At 72.8% G+C, this 20,815-nt stretch carries 19 protein-coding genes and 1 pseudogene; 16 read left to right on the plus strand and 4 right to left on the minus strand.

Going from position 1 to position 20,815, the window contains the following annotated elements:
- Window positions 1–20: 20 nt before the first annotated feature.
- Both AB3M82_RS10560 and AB3M82_RS10565 read left to right on the plus strand, forming a co-directional pair.
- A complete protein-coding gene (locus AB3M82_RS10560) occupies window positions 21–692 on the plus strand; it encodes a DUF4287 domain-containing protein (protein ID WP_412957786.1) in 672 nt (223 codons plus the stop codon).
- A gap of 39 nt (window positions 693–731) precedes the next feature.
- Complete coding sequence (locus AB3M82_RS10565; protein WP_412957788.1) at window positions 732–1,700, plus strand: 1,4-dihydroxy-2-naphthoate polyprenyltransferase; 969 nt, start codon at window positions 732–734, stop codon at window positions 1,698–1,700.
- 37 nt (window positions 1,701–1,737) lie between these two features.
- Here AB3M82_RS10565 and AB3M82_RS10570 read toward each other — a convergent pair whose 3' ends face one another.
- Both AB3M82_RS10570 and AB3M82_RS10575 read right to left on the minus strand, forming a co-directional pair.
- The gene (locus tag AB3M82_RS10570; protein WP_412957791.1) at window positions 1,738–2,055 is read right to left on the minus strand and encodes a DUF4229 domain-containing protein; all 318 of its coding nucleotides are present in this window, start codon (window positions 2,053–2,055) and stop codon (window positions 1,738–1,740) included.
- Between the two features lie 9 nt (window positions 2,056–2,064).
- Window positions 2,065–2,973 (minus strand): hypothetical protein, encoded by a 909-nt coding sequence (locus AB3M82_RS10575; protein WP_412957794.1) that lies wholly within the window; start codon window positions 2,971–2,973, stop codon window positions 2,065–2,067.
- A gap of 91 nt (window positions 2,974–3,064) precedes the next feature.
- Here AB3M82_RS10575 and AB3M82_RS10580 point away from each other — a divergent pair, with 91 nt between their 5' ends.
- The 6 genes and pseudogenes from AB3M82_RS10580 to AB3M82_RS10605 all read left to right on the plus strand — a co-directional run bounded on the left by AB3M82_RS10580 (window position 3,065) and on the right by AB3M82_RS10605 (window position 9,155).
- The gene (locus AB3M82_RS10580; RefSeq protein WP_412957796.1) at window positions 3,065–4,075 is read left to right on the plus strand and encodes a glycosyltransferase family 2 protein; all 1,011 of its coding nucleotides are present in this window, start codon (window positions 3,065–3,067) and stop codon (window positions 4,073–4,075) included.
- Window positions 4,072–5,430, plus strand: a complete 1,359-nt coding sequence (locus AB3M82_RS10585) for a polysialyltransferase family glycosyltransferase (protein WP_412957798.1) — start codon at window positions 4,072–4,074, stop codon at window positions 5,428–5,430. Before AB3M82_RS10580 ends, AB3M82_RS10585 begins: the two co-directional genes overlap by 4 nt.
- Window positions 5,427–6,617 (plus strand): cytidylyltransferase domain-containing protein, encoded by a 1,191-nt coding sequence (locus tag AB3M82_RS10590; RefSeq protein WP_412957801.1) that lies wholly within the window; start codon window positions 5,427–5,429, stop codon window positions 6,615–6,617. Before AB3M82_RS10585 ends, AB3M82_RS10590 begins: the two co-directional genes overlap by 4 nt.
- 94 nt (window positions 6,618–6,711) lie before the next feature.
- On the plus strand, window positions 6,712–7,584 hold the full coding sequence (locus AB3M82_RS10595) for an N-acetylneuraminate synthase family protein (protein WP_412957803.1): 873 nt from the start codon (window positions 6,712–6,714) through the stop codon (window positions 7,582–7,584).
- Entirely contained in the window at window positions 7,581–8,984 is a 1,404-nt protein-coding gene (locus AB3M82_RS10600; RefSeq protein WP_412957805.1) for a DUF6716 putative glycosyltransferase, read from the plus strand. The genes AB3M82_RS10595 and AB3M82_RS10600 overlap by 4 nt, the downstream gene beginning before the upstream one ends.
- A gap of 95 nt (window positions 8,985–9,079) precedes the next feature.
- Window positions 9,080–9,155, plus strand: a pseudogene (locus AB3M82_RS10605).
- Window positions 9,156–9,294: 139 nt separating this feature from the next.
- Here AB3M82_RS10605 and AB3M82_RS10610 read toward each other — a convergent pair.
- Window positions 9,295–11,397, minus strand: coding sequence for a bifunctional lysylphosphatidylglycerol flippase/synthetase MprF (locus AB3M82_RS10610; RefSeq protein ID WP_412957808.1), 2,103 nt, complete (start codon window positions 11,395–11,397; stop codon window positions 9,295–9,297).
- 170 nt (window positions 11,398–11,567) lie between these two features.
- On the opposite strand from AB3M82_RS10610, the gene AB3M82_RS10615 reads away from it, so the two are divergent.
- Genes AB3M82_RS10615 through AB3M82_RS10630 form a run of 4 tightly spaced genes read left to right on the plus strand, consistent with a single transcriptional unit; the run spans window position 11,568 to window position 15,604 of the window.
- Window positions 11,568–12,653 (plus strand): PQQ-dependent sugar dehydrogenase, encoded by a 1,086-nt coding sequence (locus AB3M82_RS10615; protein WP_412957811.1) that lies wholly within the window; start codon window positions 11,568–11,570, stop codon window positions 12,651–12,653.
- A 46-nt stretch (window positions 12,654–12,699) separates the two neighbouring features.
- Complete coding sequence (locus tag AB3M82_RS10620; RefSeq protein ID WP_412957814.1) at window positions 12,700–13,062, plus strand: PLDc N-terminal domain-containing protein; 363 nt, start codon at window positions 12,700–12,702, stop codon at window positions 13,060–13,062.
- A complete protein-coding gene (menD, locus tag AB3M82_RS10625) occupies window positions 13,059–14,723 on the plus strand; it encodes a 2-succinyl-5-enolpyruvyl-6-hydroxy-3-cyclohexene-1-carboxylic-acid synthase (RefSeq protein WP_412957817.1) in 1,665 nt (554 codons plus the stop codon). The genes AB3M82_RS10620 and menD overlap by 4 nt, the downstream gene beginning before the upstream one ends.
- Window positions 14,724–14,761: 38 nt before the next feature.
- Complete coding sequence (locus AB3M82_RS10630; RefSeq protein WP_412957820.1) at window positions 14,762–15,604, plus strand: polyphosphate kinase 2 family protein; 843 nt, start codon at window positions 14,762–14,764, stop codon at window positions 15,602–15,604.
- A gap of 25 nt (window positions 15,605–15,629) precedes the next feature.
- On the opposite strand, the gene AB3M82_RS10635 is transcribed toward AB3M82_RS10630, so the two are convergent.
- Complete coding sequence (locus AB3M82_RS10635; RefSeq protein ID WP_412957823.1) at window positions 15,630–16,898, minus strand: isochorismate synthase; 1,269 nt, start codon at window positions 16,896–16,898, stop codon at window positions 15,630–15,632.
- Window positions 16,899–16,934: 36 nt separating this feature from the next.
- Between AB3M82_RS10635 and AB3M82_RS10640 the strand changes: the two genes are divergently transcribed.
- From AB3M82_RS10640 to AB3M82_RS10655, 4 genes are all read left to right on the plus strand, one after another.
- On the plus strand, window positions 16,935–17,492 hold the full coding sequence (locus AB3M82_RS10640) for a DUF402 domain-containing protein (RefSeq protein ID WP_412957826.1): 558 nt from the start codon (window positions 16,935–16,937) through the stop codon (window positions 17,490–17,492).
- Window positions 17,493–17,587: 95 nt separating this feature from the next.
- Window positions 17,588–18,247, plus strand: a complete 660-nt coding sequence (locus tag AB3M82_RS10645) for a class I SAM-dependent methyltransferase (RefSeq protein WP_412958037.1) — start codon at window positions 17,588–17,590, stop codon at window positions 18,245–18,247.
- Window positions 18,248–18,294: 47 nt separating this feature from the next.
- Entirely contained in the window at window positions 18,295–19,356 is a 1,062-nt protein-coding gene (locus tag AB3M82_RS10650; RefSeq protein WP_412957829.1) for a polyprenyl synthetase family protein, read from the plus strand.
- Between the two features lie 66 nt (window positions 19,357–19,422).
- Window positions 19,423–20,796 (plus strand): FAD-dependent oxidoreductase, encoded by a 1,374-nt coding sequence (locus tag AB3M82_RS10655; protein WP_412957832.1) that lies wholly within the window; start codon window positions 19,423–19,425, stop codon window positions 20,794–20,796.
- Window positions 20,797–20,815: the final 19 nt, after the last annotated feature.

Below are 20,815 nucleotides of genomic sequence, written 5' to 3' on the forward strand. Positions count from 1 at the left end.
CCGCTGTCGACACTGGAGGCATGAGCACGAGGATCCTCCCCGAGGGCGTCGTCGACGCCGCGCAGATCGGCATCGGCACCGGCCGCAGCCGGCGCTTCGTCGGCGCGGAGCACGGCGCCGACATCTCGTACTTCTTCGTCGAGAACGCGCCGGGACAGGGGCCGGGGCTCCACTGGCACCCGTACTCCGAGACCTGGGTGGTGCTTGAGGGGATCGCCCGCATCACCCGGGGCGACGAGGTCTTCGACGCCCTCGCCGGCGACACCGCCACCGTGGCGGCGTGGGTGACGCACCGCTTCGTCAACGCCGGGGAGGGACTGCTGCGGATCCTCTGCATCCACGCCTCGCCGGTCATCATCCAGACGTTCCTCGCCGAGGACGCAGACAAGCCAGGAGACGCCATGTCGTTCCAGACCTACCTCGACAACATCGAGACCCAGACCGGCCTCACGCCCCGGCAGTTCATCGCCCTCGCGAAGGAGCAGGGGTTCGACGAGACCACGAAGTCGACCGTCGTGCTGAACTGGCTCAAGCAGGAGTACGGACTCGGGCACGGCCACGCGCAGGCCATGGTGCACGTGATCCTGAAGGGTCCGAAGATCAGCGACAAGCGCGTCGGCAAGGGCGGCGCCCACGGCGACAAGAGCGACACCCTCTGGCTCGACGGCAAGGACTCGAACCCCCACCCCTGACGCGGGAGCGCGTCGGCGCGCGCACTAGGATTCCCTACCGTGGCAGCATCCTCGAAGCGCAAGAAGACCCGCAGCACCTCCCGCCCGACTCGCACGAGCGGAAATCCCGCGAAGCGGCCCGTCGTCGAGGCAGGGCCGGTCACCGTCGGCGACTGGATCGGCGCCGCGCGCCTGCGCACCCTGCCCCTCGCGATCGCTCCCGTGCTGATCGGCACCGGCGCCGCGCGCAGCACCGACCCGGAGTTCCACTGGGTCATCGCCCTGGCGTGCCTGGCCGTGGCCGTGCTGCTGCAGATCGGCGTGAACTTCACGAACGACTACAGCGACGGGGTGCGGGGCACGGATGCGGTGCGTGTGGGGCCGGCCCGGCTGACGGCATCCGGCCGCGTGACGCCGCGCATCGTGCTGTTCACGGGGCTCGCGTTCTTCGCGCTCGCCGGTCTCGCAGGACTCGCGATCGTCGTGCGCACCGAGCAGTGGTGGATGCTGGCCGTCGGCGCCGCGTGCATCGTCGCCGCCTGGTTCTACACCGGCGGCAAGCGACCCTACGGCTACGCAGGGCTCGGCGAGGTCTTCGTCTTCGTGTTCTTCGGCCTCGTCGCGACGCTCGGCACGACCTGGGTACAGATCTTCGCCCTGCCGCAGCAGGCGTGGCTCGGCGCGATCGCCGCGGGGCTGTTCGCCTGCGCCGTGCTGCTGGCCAACAACCTGCGCGACATCGATCAGGACCGCGTCGTCGGCAAGCGCACCCTCACGGTGCTGATCGGCCGCCGCCCGACGCAGGTGCTGTTCACCCTCTTCGTGCTCGCGCCGTTCGGCATCGCGGTCGTGCTGGCCCTGCTGTTCCCGATCGCGTGGCTGTCGCTGCTCGCGCTGCTCGCGGGTCTCCCCGCGATCCTGATCGTCTGGACGTACCGTCAGCCGAAGGAGCTGGTGGTGGCGCTCGCGCTGACCTCGTTGACCTCGCTCGCCTACGCCGCCGCTCTGTTCTGGGCGTTCAGCGCCTGACCCGGATGGGCGCCGTCGGGTGCCGCGTGCGCCCGGCTCAGCTCTCGCGCGGCTTCTCGTCGCTCGGCGGGGCGTCGTCGGCAGCGGACTCGTCGATGACCGCGTCCTCGGCCTCGGCATCCTCCTGGCGCACCGTGGTGCGGGCCTCGCGGCGCTCGTGGATCGAGGCCGAGGCGTCCGACAGGGGGCGCCGCAGGAACAGCAGCGAGATGCTCGTGCCGATGAGGGCCGCGAAGATCGCGGCGAGCCACCAGAACTCCCGGAAGATGGGGAAGAAGAACCAGAGGATCGCGAGCGGGACGAGGAACGCCAGCAGCCGCAGCACGGTGTAGACGAGGAGGGGTGCAGGCTTCACCCGACAAGTCTACGGGCGCGGCGCGGATCGCTCCCCGAGTCCCAGGCGTGCGAAGGGGATGCCGCGCACCACGCGCTTGAACGGGTGCTCGCCGAGCGTCCACAGCATCCGCCCGTCCGGGTCGAGCGCGAGGTCCTCGCACCCGACAGGCAGCGGCTCGGGATGACGCGCGAGGTGCGGGGGCGTGCCGCTCCAGAGGATGCCGGGCTCCATGAGGTGCGACTGCGAGACGAGGTGACGATCGCCCCAGCGCACCGCGCCCTGCATGCGCGGGATGGCGGGGGAGAAGCGGTGCTGCTCGGCGAAGTCGTCGTCGGCGTCCGCCGGGATTTCGAACTCGCCGATGCGTCCGCGGTCGTCCTTGCGGTACTCGCCGATGAGCACGCGGTCGAGCGGGCGGCCCTCCGCGTCGAACGCGCGCCCCAGGAACGAGCACCGCAGGGAGATCGGGTGCACGCGCGTGCGCACGGCGACGAGGGCGGTGCGGGGCAGGATGCCGCGGCCGAGCCCGCGCAGCGTGCGGGCCTGCCGGCCGCGGACGCGGCGGACGCGCGAGAGGTCGAACTCCCAGATCCCCTCCCCGGTGGCGGCCACGAACAGGCGGTCCCCGAACCAGGCGAGGCCGCCGGTGTGGATGCGGGCCGGCACGAGTGCGCCGTCCTCCTCGATCGCGAGCGCGACGTCGACGTGGCGGGCCCGGTGCGGATCGATCATCACGACGCGCGAGGCGAGGTGCCGTCCTGTCCGGTCCTGACGGAACCAGCTGACCGCCAGCGTGCGGCGGCCGTCGCGTTCGCCGACGTCGATGCCCTGCGGGTACCACTTCGTCGTCCAGGCCCGCGCGGTGAACCAGCGCAGCTCGGGGGCGTCGCGTCGGCGCCGCAGCATCCGACGACCGGGGGTGCGGGACGACAGCATCCCCCCATCGTCGCGGATGCCCGCTGGACGTCGCCTCAGGACACCCCGCGTTCACCCGCGCGTCGCCGTCCGGAAAGGAGCGCCTGACACGATGCCTGACACCGTCGACCCCGGGAGATCCGTGCCCAGCCCCCTCGTCACCGTCATCCTTCCCGCCAAGGACGCCGGCCCGTACATCGCGACGACGCTCGAGACGCTGACCCGCCAGTTCCCGGATGCCGGCGCGCTCCAGCTCGTGGCGATCGACGACGGGTCGAGCGACGGGACGGGCGCGATCATGCGCCGCTACGCCGAGCGCCTCCCGCGCGCCGAGGTGCTCGTCAACAGTGAGCCGCGCGGGCTCGCCACGGCACGCAACCAGGGGCTCACGCGGGTGGAGGGCGACGCGTTCTGCTTCGTCGACGGCGACGACTGGATGCAGGCGGGACGCCTGGCCGTGCTGCGGCGCCGCCTCGACGACCTGGGCGTGGACTTCGTCCGCACCGACCACGTCACCGTGCGCGACGGACGCCGGTCGCTGGTGCGCGCGCCGTACCCGTGGCGGGAGCGGTCCGCGTCGCCGCGCGAGGCGATCCTGCCCGACGACGAGACGACCATGGTCGACTACCCCTTCGCCTGGGCGGGGCTCTTCCACCGGCGTGTGCTCGACGCCGGGCTCGCGGCGTTCCCCGAGGGGCTCTTCACCGCCGAGGACCGGCCGTGGATCTGGCGGCTGCACCTGCAGGCCGGCTCGTTCGCGGTCGTCGACGCCCCGGCGCTGCTGTACCGGCGCGGCGTCGCCACGTCGCTCACGCAGATCCGGGACCGCCGGCAGCTCGACTTCGCGCGGGCGCTGACGCAGGTCATCGACCTCGTCGAGAGCGATCCCGAGGCAGAGCGGTTCCTGCCCAAGGCGGTGCGGACCGCTCTGGCCCTCAGCGCGCACCACCTCGTGCGGTCCCGGCGGATGACGCCCGCCCTCCGCGCCGAGATGCGTGCGAGCGTCACGGCGCTCCTCGGGCGCCTGCCCCGCGGCGACGTCTCTGCCGCGCTGGGAAACCTCAGCGGGCCGCGCCGCCGCGTGCTGGCCCGGTCGCTGCGCCAATCGGGGCACGGCGCGTGACCGCGCTCTTCGCGCTGCACAGCGCCTACGGCTTCGCCACGGCCGCGGCGGCGATCGATGACGGCCTGCTCGGCGACGACGGCGACCGCCTGCTCGTCCCCGTGGTCTCGGCGCGCGTGCCCGAGACCGTGACGGGCATCGGCGCCGATCCGACGCTCGCGTCGCTGCGTGCGCGCTTCGACCGGGTGGAAGACCTGAACGCCCTGCTCGGGGCGCGGCATCCGAGCAGCTGGGAGCCGGACGACGACGACCTGCCCCTGCTCGAGCGCCTGCTGACCCGGGCCTGGGGCCTCGACCCCGATCGGCTCGAGCTGTTCGTGCAGAGCCCCCAGGTCGCTCCCGCCCGCACGCTGATGTCGCTGTTCCCGCGGGCGCCGATCACCATCATCGGCGACGGTCTCATGACCTACTCCCCGATGCGGGTGGCACTGCCGTACACCGTCTCGGGGCGGATCACCCGGGTCGTGCACGCCGACATCGTGCCGGGCGTGCGACCGCTGGTCGGAGGGCCGGCGGCGACCACCGTGCCCGTCTCCGCGAAGAGCCTCCGGCGCGCGCTGCAGGAGACCGACCCGGGCGACCCGGTCCGCGATGCGGCGGGCACCGAGGTCGGGGGCTCGCCGTCGACGGTGCTCGTGCTGGGCCAGTACCTCGCCGCGCTCGGGCTCGTCTCGCCCCGCGAGGAGGCGGCGTTGCAACGGGAGCTCGTCGACCGGGCCGCCCGGTGGTCGCCCGAGCGCATCGTCTTCAAACCGCATCCGTCGGCCCCGCCGGTGCTCGCGGACGCCGTGCGTGATCGCGCGCCGGCCCACGGCGCCGAGTTCGTCGAGTACCGCGGCCCGCTGGCGGCCGAGCTCCTCGCCGAGCGCCTCGACGCCCGCGCCGTCGTCGCGAGCTTCTCGACCGCCCTGCCGACCGTCCAGGCGCTCACGGGCACGCCGATCGGCGCCGCCGGCACGGCATCCCTCCTCCACCGGCTGCGGCCGTTCGAGAACAGCAACCGCGTGCCCCTGACCGTCGTCGACGCGCTCACGCGAGAGGACCCGGCTGCGGATGCCCTCGACCTGCAGCTGCTCGTCGACGCGGTCGGATACGCGATGCAGCCGGAGATCGCGGCACACCTGCGCCCGCGTGCGGAGCGGCTGCTCGGCGGGATGGACGCCGCGGAGCGGGACCGCTACTTCGACAGCGGACGCCTGACCGCCCTGCGCCTGCCGGGAGCGGTGACCCCGGGACCCGTGCGCCGCCTCCTCGAGCCGGCCGGAGGCGTGGGGCGGATCGAGGAGTGGCGGCTGACGGCGGCGGGTGCCCGGCGACGGGCGGGCCGGGCGTGGAGAGCGATACGAGGACGATGAGGACGATTGCCGAGATGCCCGAGACGCACGATTCCCGTCCCGCCAGGACGGTGGCGATCATCCCCGCCCGCGGCGGCTCGCAGCAGGTGCCGCGCAAGAACCTGGAGCGGGTGGGAGGGGTGCCCCTGGTGGCCCGCGCCGTCCGGGCGGCGCTCGCGGCCGAGGGCATCGACCTCGTGGTCGTGTCGACCGACGACGCCGAGATCGCGGCCGTCGCCGTCGCCGCAGGCGCGCGGGTGATCCGTCGCCCGGACGAACTGGCCGGCCACACGGCGTCGTCGGAGAGCGCGATCCTGCACGCGCTGGACGAGCTAGAGCGCGGGGGAGAGCGGTTCGACGTGGTCGCGTTCCTGCAGGCCACCTCGCCGTTCATCCCGAGCACCGCGCTCGCGGCATCCGTGCGCGAAGTCGCCGCCGACCGTGCCGACAGCATGTTCGCGGCGCACGAGACCTACGGGTTCCTCTGGCGGCGCGGGGAGGAAGGCACTGCGGTGGCGGTCAACCACGAGGCCGCGCATCGCCCGCGACGACAGGACCGCGAGCCGCACCACCTCGAGACCGGGGCGTTCTACGTCTTCCGCGCCGAGGGCTTCCGTGAGAGCCGGCACCGCTTCTTCGGGCGGGTGCGCATCGCCGAGGTGCCGGAGTGGACGGCGATCGAGATCGACGATGCCGATCAGCTGCGCATCGCACGGGCGCTCGCCGCGGTGCACGACGTGCCCGATCCCCTGGCCGTGCGGGCGGTCGTCACGGACTTCGACGGCGTGCACACCGACGACACCGCCGTCATCGACGCGCAGGGCGGGGAGCGCGTGCGGGTGAGCCGGGAGGACGGCATGGGGGTGTCGCTGCTGCGACGGACCGGGATGCCGATGCTGATCCTCTCCACCGAGGTGAACCCCGTCGTGCGGGCGCGGGCCGAGAAGCTGCAGGTGCCCGTGCGGCACGGTGTCTCCGACAAGGCCGCGGCGCTGCGGGAATGGGCGGCGGAGGTCGGGGTCGCTCTCGACGACATCGCCTACCTCGGCAACGACGTCAACGACCTCCCGGCGATGCAGCTCGTCGGCTGGCCGGTGGCGGTCGCCAACGCGCACCCCCGGGTGCTTGAGCAGGCCCGGGTCGTCCTGCGCCGTCGCGGCGGCGAGGGAGCCGTTCGGGAACTGGTCGAGCGGGTGTTGTCGAGCTGACGCCCGCCGGTAACCGTCGCGTCCCCGGGTGTTCACGGTCGGCGCGTAGCCAGGAGGAGCGGCGATTCCCGACCGCTCGACGACCGGAGGAACCATGACTGTCAGCATCGGCTCGCGCGTGATCGGGGGCGGTCGCCCCGCCTATGTGATCGCGGAGATCGGCCTGAACCACAACGGCGACGTCGAGATCGCGAAGCGGCTGATCGACGTCGCCGCGCGCGCCGGAGCCGACGCCGTGAAGTTCCAGAAGCGCACGCCCGAGATCTCCACGCCCGCGCACATGCGCGACGTGCCGCGCGAGACGCCGTGGGGCACCATGAGCTACCTCGACTACCGCCGCCGCGTCGAGTTCGGGCGCGACGAGTACATCGAGATCGGCGACCACGCCACGATGCAGGGGCTCGACTGGTTCGCCTCGCCGTGGGACGTCCCGAGCGTCGACTTCCTCGAGGACCTTCACGTGGTGGCGCACAAAGTGGCCTCCGCCAGCCTCACCGACACCGAGCTGCTCGTCCGCCTGCGCGAGACCGGCAAGCCCGTCATCCTCTCCACCGGCATGTCGACGATCGCGCAGATCGACCGGGCGCTCGACACCCTCGGCACCGACCGCGTGGTGCTGATGCACGCGACGTCGACGTACCCGCTGGAGCCGGAGGAGGCGAACCTCCGCGCGATCTCCACCCTGCGCGACCGCTACGCCGGCGTGTCCGTCGGGTACTCCGGGCACGAGCGCGGGCTGCAGATCTCGCTCGCCGCCGTCGCCCTCGGCGCGGTGGCCGTCGAGCGGCACATCACGCTCGACCGTACGATGTGGGGCTCCGACCACGCCGCGTCGCTCGAGCCCACGGGGCTGGAGCACCTGGTCCGCGACATCCGGGTGATCGAGAAGGCGCTGGGCGACGGCGTGAAGCGGGTCTTCGACAGCGAGCTCGCCCCGATGGCGAAGCTCCGTCGCGTCCCCGCATGAGCGCACCCGACCGGCCGGCCGGAGACGGCCTGCGGGTCGTCGCGATCGCCGACGCCGACTCCTTCGTGAAGTGGTCCGCCTCGCTGCTCGCGTCGGTCCCCGGCATCCGCCCGCGGCTGCTGCTGGTGCGCACGCCGCTCACCGTCAGCGCCGCGCAGCAGGAGACCGCGCTCGCCGGTACCGGCATCCATCCCGACGACGTCACGCGGCTGGCGTTCGGCGACGTCGAGCCGTGGCTCGAGCGCCAGCAGCCGGATGTCGTGGTGCTCGCCGGCCGGGGCCCGTTCGTGCGGCTGATGGGCCGTGTCGTCGACGCGCTCCCGCACCGCCCGGTGACCGTGTCCGGCCTGCCCGGCATGGCCATCCCGGCGCAGCGGGGCGCCCTCGACTACCGACGCCACACCGATCTGCTGGTCCTGCACTCGCACCGCGAGACGCGGGCGTTCGCCGAGCTCGGCCGCCGCATCGGCGTGCAGGTGCCGTCGGCGCTCGCGACCCTGCCGTTCGCCCGGTCCCGGGAGCGGATGCTGGCGCCCGAGCGCGTGCGCACCCTCGCCGCTTCTCCCGCCGGCGTGGCCGTCGACGAGCGTCCGCGGGCGGGGGAGGGGGTCTCGCACCGCCCGCGGGCGACCGACATCGTGTTCGCGGCGCAGGCCATGGTGCCGGCGGGACGCGACGACCGCGCGAAGATCGCCGAGATGCTCGTGCGGGCGGCCGAGGTCGACCCCGGTCGGCGTGTGGTCGTGAAGCTGCGCTCGCGTCACGGCGAGACCGAGACGCACCTGGAGCAGGATCCGTACACGGCGCTGCTGGGCGGGCGCCGCCCCGACAACCTGGTGCTCTCGTACCAGCCCATGGCCGAGGCGCTGCAGACGGCCGCGGGCCTGGTCACCGTCAGCTCGACGGCGGCGATCGAGGCGCTGGCCCTCGGGGTGCCGGTCATCGCGCTCGATTCGTTCGGGGTCGGCAAGAGCCTGCTCAACACGGTGTTCGTGGGCAGTGGTCTGCTCGGTGGCGGCCGTGAGGTGATCGGCGGCAGGTTCCGGCATCCCACCGCCGACTGGCTGCGCGACAACTACTTCCACCCCTCCCGCGAGTCGACGTGGTGGGAGCGCGTCGAGGAGCTCGTCGCCCTGCGTCGCGCGGGAGGCCTGCCCGCGCGACGGGTGCCCCCACCCCGCGGCGGCCCCCTGCATGCCGCCTGGCATCGAGCGAGCGTGCTCGGGCGGGAGGACCGTTCGATCAGCGGGAGGCTGGCGCTGGCGATCGGAGCGCCTGCCACGGGTGCGCTGGGCGCGCTGAAGCGCCGCGGCGGCGAGTCCGGCGGGCGGACCTGGGCGGACGCCTCGACCGACTACACGCTGGAGCCCAGCCCCCACCACGACTCGATCCGGCGATGACCGGAGAGGGCGTGCGTCGTCACGCGACGACTTCCGGTGTCACTTCCGGCAATGTCCTCGCGTCGGGGATGGCCGTTCGGTAACGTCGGGGCCATCGCGGCGATCCGGGCGGTCCCGGGCCTCAGCTCATACCTGACGGCGTTGCGGGTTCGACTCCCGCCGTCGCGTCCACATCTCCCATCGGGGATCATGGATGCCATGCCCTCCGTCCCGCGTCCCGGTCTGCGGGTCTCGGCGTCGATCACGATCGCCCTGACCCGGGGCATCGCGTCCCTGTGAAACCTCGCAGATCTGCGGAATCTCGCAGGGATCAGCGCGAAGCCTTGGGCGATCCTGCAGATCTGCGAGATCCTGCCGCGAGCTCCAGGCCGGCGCCCGCGAACTGACGGAGTGTGGCATCCGGCAGGAACGCCCGGGTGAGCGCACCGCCGATGCGGGTGAGGTCGCTCTCGTCGCGGAAGAGGAGGTACATGGTCTCGTAGCGGGGGTGGAACTTCTGCTTGAAGCGGTGCAGCGAGCCGAAGCCGTAGACGGGTTCCAGAGCGTCGGCGAGCCGGTCGCTGAGGGCCGCGATCATGCCCGCGTCCGGCGGGTAGTCGTGGGCGAGGGGCGCTCCCGACAGCGACATGACCTCGGCGCCCTCCTCGGAGAACCTCTGGGCGGATGCTCCGATCAGGAACTCCATGACGGGGGCGAAGCCGCCCTCGCGCCGGCGCATGAGGTCGAGGGTCCAGCCGCGGATCCGGCCGTCGCCGCCGTAGACGGGAAGCCACGAGAGGAAGCCGTCGACGTCGCCGTTGGGGGCCATCGCGAGCGCGAGCCGCACCTCGGGATCGTCGGCCTCGTCGAGAGTGCCGAGCGTGAACCGCATCTCGGGGAGGTCCTTGTCGCCGACCCACGCCTCCGAGATCGCCCGAAGCTGCTGCTTCACGCCCCACGACTCATCGGCGAGCCGGGTCATCCGGAACGTCATGTCCTCGCGGCCGGCACGGTTCAGGGAGGTGCGCACCGATGCCCACTGCTTACCGGTGAACTGGAGTCCGGGCAGGTCGACGATGGTGTCGTCGGCGACGACCAGGCTCCGCCAGGTCGCGGGCACCGCGGCGCGGGTGGCCTCGTCGGCGCTGAAGAAGCAGGGAACGAGTCCGGCGTGCTCGGCGGCGGCGATGAAGTCGGCGACCGCCTCGGCGCGGGCTTCCGCCGGTCCGATCGGATCCGCGAGGGCGAGCGCCACGCCGTTGCGTCGCTGGTACGCGACCACGCCGCCAGCCACCCGCGCGTAGCTGTTGCCCTCCCAGGTCGACATCCACGACAGGGTGCCGCCGCCGTGGGTGCGGAGTTCCTCCTTCACCTCGTCGACCGAGGGCGCGGGCTGTGCGCCGAGCGGGGAGCGCCGCTTCGCGCGGAAGGCCCGCCGCACCCAGACCAGGTACACGAGCACGATGATCCAGAGGAAGCCGTTCGCGAGGGCGAGCTCGGTCTCGCCGTCCCACCGCAGGTCGACCTCCTCCTGCGTGGTGAGGGTGATGAGGGTGAGCACGAGGGCGGCGACGAGCACGTTGAAGATGCCGAGCAGCAGCGCGATCACCCACGCCCACCGGCGACCGCGCCGCAGTCCGGTGACGAGCACGAGGATCACCACGAGATCGATGGCCAGGTCGATGAACCCGCCCGAGATCGGGTCGGTCGGACCGAACGGGCCGTCGGTGGGCACGAGCGTCGTGATGATTTCGACGGCACCGAGCACCAGCACCGCCATGACCGCGATGAGGCGCTGCTCGCGCACGGTCGTGTGCCGCACGCGCAGGCTCCGGTCGACGACGAGGATCAGGAGCACGGCGAGCAGATGCTCGAGGTCGGCGAGCGTGCCCCAGAACAGCATGGCGATGAACACGAAGCCCAGCAGGATCAGCCAGCCGCGCACCCGCCACGGCGGCCGGAAGAGGCCGATCGCCGCGGCGATGCACGCCATCGTGCCCCCGGAGGCGCCGACGTCGAGCGCCTGGGCCTGGGTCTCGGCCCACGCCCACGGCACCTGCGAGAACAGCAGCAGGAGCAGGGCCGTGGCGAAGATCGCGAAGAGCTGCCCGACCGCGTAGTACGCGAGCGCCACCCGGGTCCCACGGCGGTACTCCAGGTACCCCATGCCCCAGAACCCCGAGATCGTGAAGAGGTAGACCCAGGGCTGATTGACGAAGAAGGTGCCGGTCAGTGGCGTCCACCAGCGGCCCTCCGCGAAGCTCGGCAGCCCGTAGGCGACCGTCGGGAACAGCGCCGTGTCCTCGAACGGCGTCCAGAGCCCCTGCCAGACCACACCCACGACGAGGAGGAGTCCGACGAACGTCAGCGTCGCCGGCATCCGCCGCGCGGCAGCGAGAACCGGACCCGTGGTGCGTGCTCGTTCCTCGCGCATGCGCTCAGCGTAGCGAGCGCCCCCTCGCCCCGGCACCCACCGATCGGTGCGAAATGTCGCCCCACGCCGTGCCAGGAGAAGCGTTTCGCACCGATCGACGCGATCGGACGAGCACCCGGCGAGGCAGGGAAGGGTTTCGCGGGGAGGGAGGTGCGGTGTGTGATGGAGGGATGGAGCGCAGCCCCGCAGCAGGACGGATGCCGTCGGCGATCGCGGTCGTCGTGACGGTCGCCGCGCTCGCCGCGTGCACGCCGGGACCGGCGACCTCCCCGGGACCGCGTCCGGGCCCCGCACCCGAGGTGGCCGACGCCCCCTCGCCGCAGGTGATCGTGGAGGGACTCGACGCTCCGTGGTCGATCGCGTTCCACGAGGGCGCGGCGCTCGTGAGCGAGCGCGACACCGCCCGCATCCTCGAGGTCGGCGACGGGGAGGCGCGGGAGGTCGGCCGCATCGACGGCGTGCGTCCCGGCGGCGAGGGCGGGCTGCTCGGCATCGCCGTGCACGAGGGCGAGCTGTTCGCGTACTTCACCGCGGACGGCGAGAACCGCGTCGAGCGACGGGACCTCCGGGGCGAGACGGGCTCCCTCTCGCTGGGCGAGCCGAGCACGGTGATCGACGGCATCCCCGCGGCGGGCAACCACAACGGCGGCCGCATCGCCTTCGGGCCGGACGGGATGCTGTACGTCACGACGGGCGATGCCGGCGACCGGGCGAGCGCTCAGGACCCGACGGCGCTCTCCGGCAAGATCCTCCGGCTCACCCCCGAGGGCGGGGTCCCCGACGACAATCCGGTCGACGCGTCCCCGGTCTACACGCTCGGGCACCGCAACCCTCAGGGCATCGCCTGGGATGCCGAGGGAACGATGTACGCGAGCGAGTTCGGGCAGAACACCTGGGACGAGCTGAACGTCATCGAGGCCGGCGCGAACTACGGCTGGCCCGAGGTCGAGGGGATCACCGGGCGCGAGGGCTTCTTCGATCCGGTGCAGCAGTGGCAGCCGTCGGTCGCGAGCCCGAGCGGCATGGCGATCACCGACACTGCGGTCGTCGTGGCGAACCTGCGGGGCGAGCGGCTGCGGGTCGTCCCGCTCGACGCCCTCACGACGGCGTCCGAGTGGTACGTCGGCGAGTTCGGCCGCCTCCGGGACGCGGTGGTCGCACCGGACGGCTCGGTGTGGGTGCTCACCAACGAGACCGACGGCCGCGGCGAGCCCTCCGAGGGCGACGACCGCATCCTGCGCCTGGACCTCGGCTGAGAACGCTCCCGGGCCACCCGCCCCCGCACCCGCCTACACTGGAAGGGTGGCGCGACTACTGATCATCGGCGGCTTCCTGGCCGCTGTGTTCTGGGTGTTCAGCATCGTCGACTGCGCGGTGCAGCCGGCGACGCGGCACCGCGGTGTGCGCAAGGGCATCTGGATCCTGATCGTCGTGCTGCTGCCCGTCATCGGCGGCATCCTCTGGTTCGTGATCGGACGCCGCCGCGCCGGCGACACCGGGCCCGCCCGCCAGATCCACCCCGATGACGACCCCGCCTTCCTGCGCAGCATCGACAAGACCGAGCAGGATGCGCGCATCGCCCGCCTCGAGGAGGAGCTCGCCCGTCTCGAGGACGAGACCGACGACGGCTCGTCCACCGGGACGACACCCGAGCCCCGCCCGTGACCTCGTCGCCGGCGACGGATGCCGCGGCATCCCTGCTCGCCGACCTCGTCGCCCACGGGGTGCGCGACGTCGTGCTCTCCCCGGGGTCGCGCTCGCAGTCGTTGGCGCTCGCCGCCGTGCGGCTGGCCGGCACCGGCGCTCTCCGGGTGCACGTGCGCATCGACGAACGCGTCGCGGGCTTCACCGCGCTCGGTCTCTCCCGCGAGAGCGGTGTCCCTGCGGCGGTCGTCTGCACCTCCGGCACCGCGGTGGCGAACCTGCTGCCCGCCACGATGGAGGCCTTCCACTCCGGCGTCCCGCTGCTGCTGCTCACCGCCGACCGGCCGCCCGAGCTGCGCGGCGTCGGTGCGAACCAGGCGACGGTCCAACCCGGGGTGTTCGGCACGTGGGTGCGGGAGAGCGTCGATGCGCCGGTGCCGGGGGAGGGCTCGTGGACGGATCTCGGTCCGCGCGCGGTCGCGGTCGCGATGGGCGCCGATGCCCCGCACGGTCACCCCGGCGTCGCCGGCCCCGTGCACCTGAACCTGCCCTTCCGCGAACCGCTGTCGGGGGAGCCGCCGGCGCTCGCCGTGGTTCCCGGTCCCGCGCCGCGGCCCGAGCCGGGTGAGCCCCTGGTGCTCGCCCGAGGTCCGCGCACCGTGGTCGTCGCGGGAGCGGATGCCGGGCCCGACGCCGAGCGGATCGCGCACGACGGCGGCTGGCCCCTGATCGCCGAGATCGTCTCGGGCGCCCGGTTCGGGCGTCACCTCGTGCACGGCTACCGCGCGCTGCTGCGCCGCGACGACCTCGGCGGAGCGATCGAGCGGGCGGTCGTGCTCGGCCATCCAACGCTCAGCCGCGAGGTCGCGGCGCTGCTCTCACGCGCCGACGTCGACGTCGTGGCGGTGCGCCGGGGTGGCGAGGAGCTGAACCTCAACCACCGCACGCGCGCCGCGGCATCCGTCGTCGTGGAGGGGAGCGAGACGGACCGCGACTGGCTCGGCGCGTGGCTCGAGGCCTCGGCGGCGCAGTCCGTCGACCTCAGTGAGCCCGCGCCCGACCCGCAGGCTCTCGCGTCGACCGACGCCGCCGCCCGCCGCGACGCGGTGCGCGCGGAGCTCGACGCCGTGCGGCGTCCGCTCGACCGGGCGCTGCTGGTCGACGCCGTGTGGCGGGCGACGTGGCCGCACGACCGGCTGGTGTTCGGCTCGTCCCGTCTCGTGCGGGTCGCCGACGGGCTGCTGGGCGGCAAGAAGGTCCCGGTGCACGCCAATCGCGGACTCGCCGGCATCGACGGCACGATCGCGACCGCCACGGGCATCGCGCTCGCGAGTCAGGCGGCCGGGGCGCCCGGGGTCACGCGTCTGCTGCTGGGCGACCTCGCCTTCCTGCACGACGTCGGCGCGCTGCTCCTGCCGCCCGACGAGACCGAGCCGCGGCTGCAGGTCGTCGTCGGCAACGACGGCGGCGGCACGATCTTCGACGGACTGGAGGTCGCAGCGACGGCGCCCGCGCACGACCTCGACCGGGCGTTCTACACCCCGCACGCCGTGCGGCTGGAGCACCTCGCGCTGGCGTACGGGTGGGAGTACCGGCGCGTGACGACCCGCACCGCGCTCGACCAGGCGCTGACGACTCCCGCAGGCGGACGCCAGCTCATCGAGGTCCCGCTCACCCGCTGACAGATGCGCCACGGCGTGAGAGTGGGCAGGATGGGCGGATGAACACTCATCAGTGGACCGCCGCACTCCGGGTCGGGCAGGGGTTCCGCCTCTCCGACGTCGACGCCGACGCGACGCCCGGCTATCACGGGCACAAGGCCGACGGCGAGCGCGACCTGGCCGCCGGGCTCGAGGCGCTGAACGAGCTGCAGGAGCGGCTGTTCGCCCAGAGCCGCGCGGGCACCGCCCGGGACGCGGTGCTGCTCGTGCTGCAGGCCATGGACTCCGCGGGCAAGGGCGGCATCGTGCGGCACGTGGTGGGCGGCGTCGACCCGCAGGGCGTGAGCCTCGCGGCGTTCAAGGCGCCGACCGCCGAGGAGCGTGCGCACGACTTCCTGTGGCGGGTCGCGAAGCGCCTGCCGGAACCCGGGTTCATCGGGGTCTTCGACCGCTCGCACTACGAGGACGTGCTGATCGGCCGGGTGCGCGGTCTCGCCGACCCCGCCGAGATCGAGCGGCGCTACGAGGCGATCAACGCCTTCGAGGCCGAGGCGGCGGCCTCCGGCATCCGCATCGTCAAGGTCATGCTGCACATCTCGGCCGACGAGCAGAAGGCGCGTCTGATGGAGCGCCTCGACCGGCCGGACAAGCACTGGAAGTACAACCCCGGCGACGTGGACGAGCGGATGCTGTGGCCGCAGTACATGCAGGCGTACCAGGCGGTCTTCGACCGTACGTCGACCGAGGCGGCGCCGTGGCGCGTCGTCCCGGCGAACCGCAAGTGGTACGCGCGCCTCGCGGTGCAGGAGCTGCTGCTCGCCGCGCTGGAGGACATCGATCCGCAGTGGCCGGGCGCCGACTTCGACGTCGAGGCCGAGAAGAAGCGCCTCGCGGCCAGCTGACCGCCGGCGACGGATGCCGGTGCGCTCAGGCGAGCGCGTCGACCAGCGGGCGGAACTTCACGCGGGTCTCGAGCAGCTCCGACTCGGGGTCCGACCCCGCCACGATGCCCGCACCGGCGTACGCCGTCACCGCGATGGCGTCGTCGGTTACCGTGAACTGCGCGCAGCGCAGGGCGATCGCCCACTCGCCGTTGCCCGCGGCATCCACCCATCCGACCGGACCGGCGTACCGTCCGCGGTCGAAGGGCTCGAGCTCCCGGATCACGCCGATCGCGATCGACGTCGGCGTGCCCGCCACCGCCGCGGTCGGATGCAGGGCGCCGACGAGGTCGAGCGCGGTCCCTCCGTCGGCGAGCTCTCCCTCCACGTCGGTGGCGAGGTGGAACAGGTTCGGCAGCTTCAGCAGGAACGGCTGCTCGCTCGCCGCCAGCGCCCGGGTGTGCGGGCGGAGCGAGGCGAGCACGCTCTGCACCGCGTACTGGTGCTCGTCGAGGTCCTTGGTGCTGGAGGCCAGCGCTGCCGAGGCGGCCGTGTCGGCGTCGGCATCGGCGCCCCGAGCGGCGGTGCCCGCGAGCACGCGCGCTGTGACGGTGCGCTCGTGCACGGTCACGAGGGTCTCGGGGCTCGCGCCGATGAGGCCGTCGACCGCGAAGACCCAGGTGTCGGGGTACCCGGTCGACAGCGCGCGCACCAGGCGGCGCAGGTCGGACCCTGCCGGAATCGTGCCGGTGAGGTCGCGGGCGAGCACGACCTTGCTCAGCTCCCCGCCCGCGATGCGGCCCAGGGCCTGGCGCACCGACTCCTGGTAGCCCTGGGGGCTCTGCGCGCCGGGGCCCACCGTGCCGGCCCAGTGGGGACCGTAGGCGACGGCATCCGCGGTCGTCGGCTCGGCCGCGTCGTCGTCGGCGTCCTCCGCTCCGGCGAACCGGATGCGGGTGCGCCAGAAGCGCGACCCGTGCCGCCCGATGACCTCGGAGGGGATGACGAGCACGCTGTCGGCGTCGGACCGCTCGTCGAACGTGAGGGCTCCGAAGGCGACGAGACCGGTGCCGGGCAGCGCGATCGGGTCGTCGATGCGGGCGGCGGAGGCGATGCGGCGCCAGGCGGTTGCGAGCGCCGAACTGCGGAGGCCGCCCGGGGTCGTGCCGGCGCGGAGCTCCCGCAGCGGCTCGCCGACCGCGACGATGCCGTCGCCGCGACGCAGCCAGGCGAGAGGGCGGGAGGGGGAGGCGGCTGCCAGGAGGTCTTCGACCGGATCGATCTCTCGGGTCTCCACGACCAGCGCGCTGCTCACCGGTCCAGCCTAATCCGCCCGCTCTAGGCTGAGCGCATGAGCGATGTCCGTCCCGCCCCGGGTACCCCCATGATCGTGCAGTGGCGCAAGTGGGACGGGTCGCCGCACTGGCGGCACGAGAGCGTGTACCTCGGCGCCGACGCCTGGGGCGACTGGGTCGGGCAGCCGACCGGATGGCGCAGCCACCGGCCCGGCCGCGACTACCTCACCGGCAGCCCGAACGTCACCCTGATCCCGCGCGAGACCGACTTCGCGCTCACCGTGAACCGCCGCCACGCCAAGGGCATGCGCATCTACATCGACCTCGGATGGGACGTGCGCTGGACCGACGACCCGCTGCTGGCGACCGGGATCGACATGGACCTCGACGTCGTGCGCGTCGAGGGCGAGCGCGGCACGTGGGTGGACGACCGCGACGAGTGGGCGGAGCACAGCGTGCTGTACGGCTATCCGCCCGAGGTCATGGCCCGGCTCGAGACGCTCGCGCTCGACCTCGAGGAGCGCGTGCGCGCCCGGGTCGCCCCCTTCGACGACGCGACGGCCGACGCCTGGCTCGACCGGCTGGAGGCGCTGGGCCTCGGGAGTCAACCCTGAATCGCGCCCTCCGCTCCGACACCTACACTGAACGGGTGACCCCGAACGAGCCCAACCGCGCCGATCTCGGCAAGGACCCCGCCCGCGTCAGCGGCATGTTCGATCAGGTCGCCGCCGGCTACGACCGCACCAACACGGCGATGACCTTCGGCAACGACGCGCTGTGGCGGGCCGCCACGACGCGGGCCGTCGCGCCGCGGCCGGGGGAGCGCGTCCTCGATCTGGGTGCGGGCACGGCATCCTCCTCCGCCTCGCTCGCCCGCAGCGGCGCCGAGGTGGTCGCCGCGGACTTCTCGCCCGGGATGCTCGCCGAGGGCCGGCGTCGCCACGGCGCGATGCGCAACCTGTCGTTCGTGCAGGCCGATGCGACCGACCTGCCCTTCGCGGATGCCGAGTTCGACGCGGTGACCATGTCGTACGCGCTCCGCAACGTGAACGACCCGAAGAAGGCGCTGCGGGAGCTGCTGCGCGTCACCAAGCCGGGCGGACGCCTCGTGATCAACGAGTTCTCGACGCCGCCCGGGGCGCTGTTCCGCGGCGCGTACCGGTTCTACAACTCGCAGGTGCTGCCGCGCGTCGCCCGGGTGGCGGGCACGAACGGCGACGCGTACGACTACCTGAACGAGTCGATCCGCGAGTGGCCCGACCAGAAGCGCCTGTCGGCGTGGATCCGCGAGGCGGGATGGACCGACGTCGCCTACCGGAACCTCACGTTCGGCATCGTTGCGCTGCACCGCGCGCGCAAGCCCGCGTGACCGACCACGCGCAGATCCGCGCGACCAGACGAAGGTAGGCTGAGAGCGTGACTTCGAGCCCCGTTGCCCCGGGTTCGCGACTGGCGAGCCGTCTCGGTTTCAGCGACCGTGTCTTCATCGGTCCTGCCGCCCGCCGCGTGGCCCGCTCCATCGAAGACGGACTCGAGCTCGTCGAGAACGGCCTCGCCGACGACGTGCGCGTCGCCGACCCGCTCGCCGATGCCGCGAGCCGGTATCTGTACGAGGCCGGCGGCAAGCGCATCCGTCCCGTCCTGACGCTCCTCGCTGCGCAGCTCGGCGACGGCAACACCCCCGAGGTGATCGACGTCGCCAAGGCGCTCGAGATCACCCACCTCGGCTCGCTCTACCACGACGATGTCATGGACGGCGCCGACCGCCGTCGCGGGGTGCCCGCCGCCCATGCGGTGTGGGGCAACAACATCGCCATCCTCACCGGCGACATCCTCTTCTCCCGCGCCAGCCAGCTCATGTCGCGTCTGGGCGAGCGGGCGATCCGCCTGCAGGCCGACACGTTCGAGCGTCTCGTGCTCGGGCAGATGCACGAGACGCTCGGCGCGCAGCCCGACGACGACCCCATCGCGTTCTACATCCAGGTGCTCGCCGACAAGACCGGATCCCTGATCGCCGCGGCGACGCAGGGCGGCGTGATCTTCTCGAACGCGCCGACGGAGTTCGAAGAGCCCCTGCGCATCTACGGCGAGAAGATCGGCGTCGCGTTCCAGCTCCTCGACGACGTGATCGACCTGTCGGCCAAGCCGGAGGACACGGGCAAGGTCCCGGGCACCGACCTGCGCGCGGGGGTCCCCACCATGCCGTACCTGCTGCTCAAGGCGCAGACCGAGGCGGATGCCGCAGACCTCGCCGCCCGCATCGACGACGGCGTGGCGCGCATCGCCGACGGAGCGGACCCGGCCATCCTCGACGGGCCGCTGGCGGAGCTGCGCGACCACGACGCGACCCAGAAGACCCTCGCCCTCGCCCACCGGTGGACGCAGGACGCGATCGATGCACTCGACCCCCTCCCGCGGGGCACCGTGCGCGAGGCGCTGACGCGCTTCGCCGAGACCCTCGCCGAGCGCTCCAGCTGACCGCACGCCGCGGCGCCTCGCGCGCCCGGCCGTGCGAGGAGTGCGCAGGCAAACGAAAGGACCTCCATGACCAAGCTGAGACTGGCCATCGTCGGTGCCGGGCCCGCGGGCATCTACGCGGCGGACCTGCTGCTGAAGGCCGAGCGCAAGTTCGACGTGTCCATCGATCTGTTCGAGCAGCTGCCCGCTCCGTACGGGCTCGTGCGCTACGGCGTGGCCCCGGACCACCCCCGCATCAAGGGCATCATCAACGCGCTCCGCGACGTGCTCGACCGCGGCGACATCCGCCTCTTCGGCAACGTCCGGTTCGGCGAGGACATCACGCTCGACGACCTCAAGCGCCACTACAACGCCGTGATCTTCGCGACCGGCGCGATCCGCGACACGTCGATGGACATCCCCGGCATCGACGCGGTGGGCTCCTACGGCGCCGCCGACTACGTCAGCTGGTTCGACGGGCACCCCGATGTGCCGCGCGAGTGGCCGCTGGACGCGGCATCCGTCGCCGTGATCGGCAACGGCAACGTCGCCCTCGACGTGTCGCGCATGCTGGCCAAGCACGCCGAGGACCTCCTGGTCACCGAGGTGCCCGAGAACGTCTACGAGGGTCTGAAGGCGAGTGCCGTGACCGATGTGCACGTCTTCGGACGCCGGGGTCCCGCCCAGGTCAAGTTCACGCCGCTGGAGCTGCGCGAGCTGGGCGAGCTGCGCGACGTCGACATGGTCGTGTACGACGAGGACTTCGACTACGACGAGGCGTCGAAGGATGCCGTCGCCAGCAACAAGCAGGTCATGGTGATCGACCGCATCCTGCAGTCGTGGCGCAAGCGCGACTCGGTGAACAACGCCGGCGGCACGGCATCCCGTCGCCTGCACCTGCACTTCTGGGCGAAGCCCGTCGAGGTGCGCAAAGACGAGAACGGCCGCGTCGCCGCCCTGGTCTACGAGCGCACGCAGCCCGACGGGCAGGGCGGCGCCGTCGGCACCGGCGAGCTGCGCGAGGTGCCCATCCAGGCGCTCTACCGCGCGATCGGCTACTTCGGCTCGCCCCTCCCCGGCGTCCCCTTCGACAAGAAGCACGGCGTCATCCCCAACCGCGAGGGGCAGGTGCTCGCGAAGGATTCCAACGACCAGCTGCCGGGCCTCTACGCCACCGGATGGATCAAGCGCGGACCGGTCGGCCTGATCGGCCACACGAAGTCCGACGCGATGGAGACCGTCCGCCACATCATCAACGACCAGGGGTCGTGGTGGCACCCGGAGGACCCGGCGGAGGAGTCGATCCCGGCCCTGCTGCAGGAGCGCGGCGTGGCCTGGACCGACCTCGAGGGCTGGCACCGTCTCGACGAGCACGAGATCGGCCTCGGCGCCCCGCAGGAGCGCGCCCGGGTCAAGGTCGTGCCGCGCGACGAGATGGTGCGGGTCTCGCGCGGGGAGTGACGATTCCGCGCCTCGGCTA

It is taken from the genome of Microbacterium californiense (assembly GCF_047246625.1).
Lineage (GTDB): Bacteria > Actinomycetota > Actinomycetes > Actinomycetales > Microbacteriaceae > Microbacterium.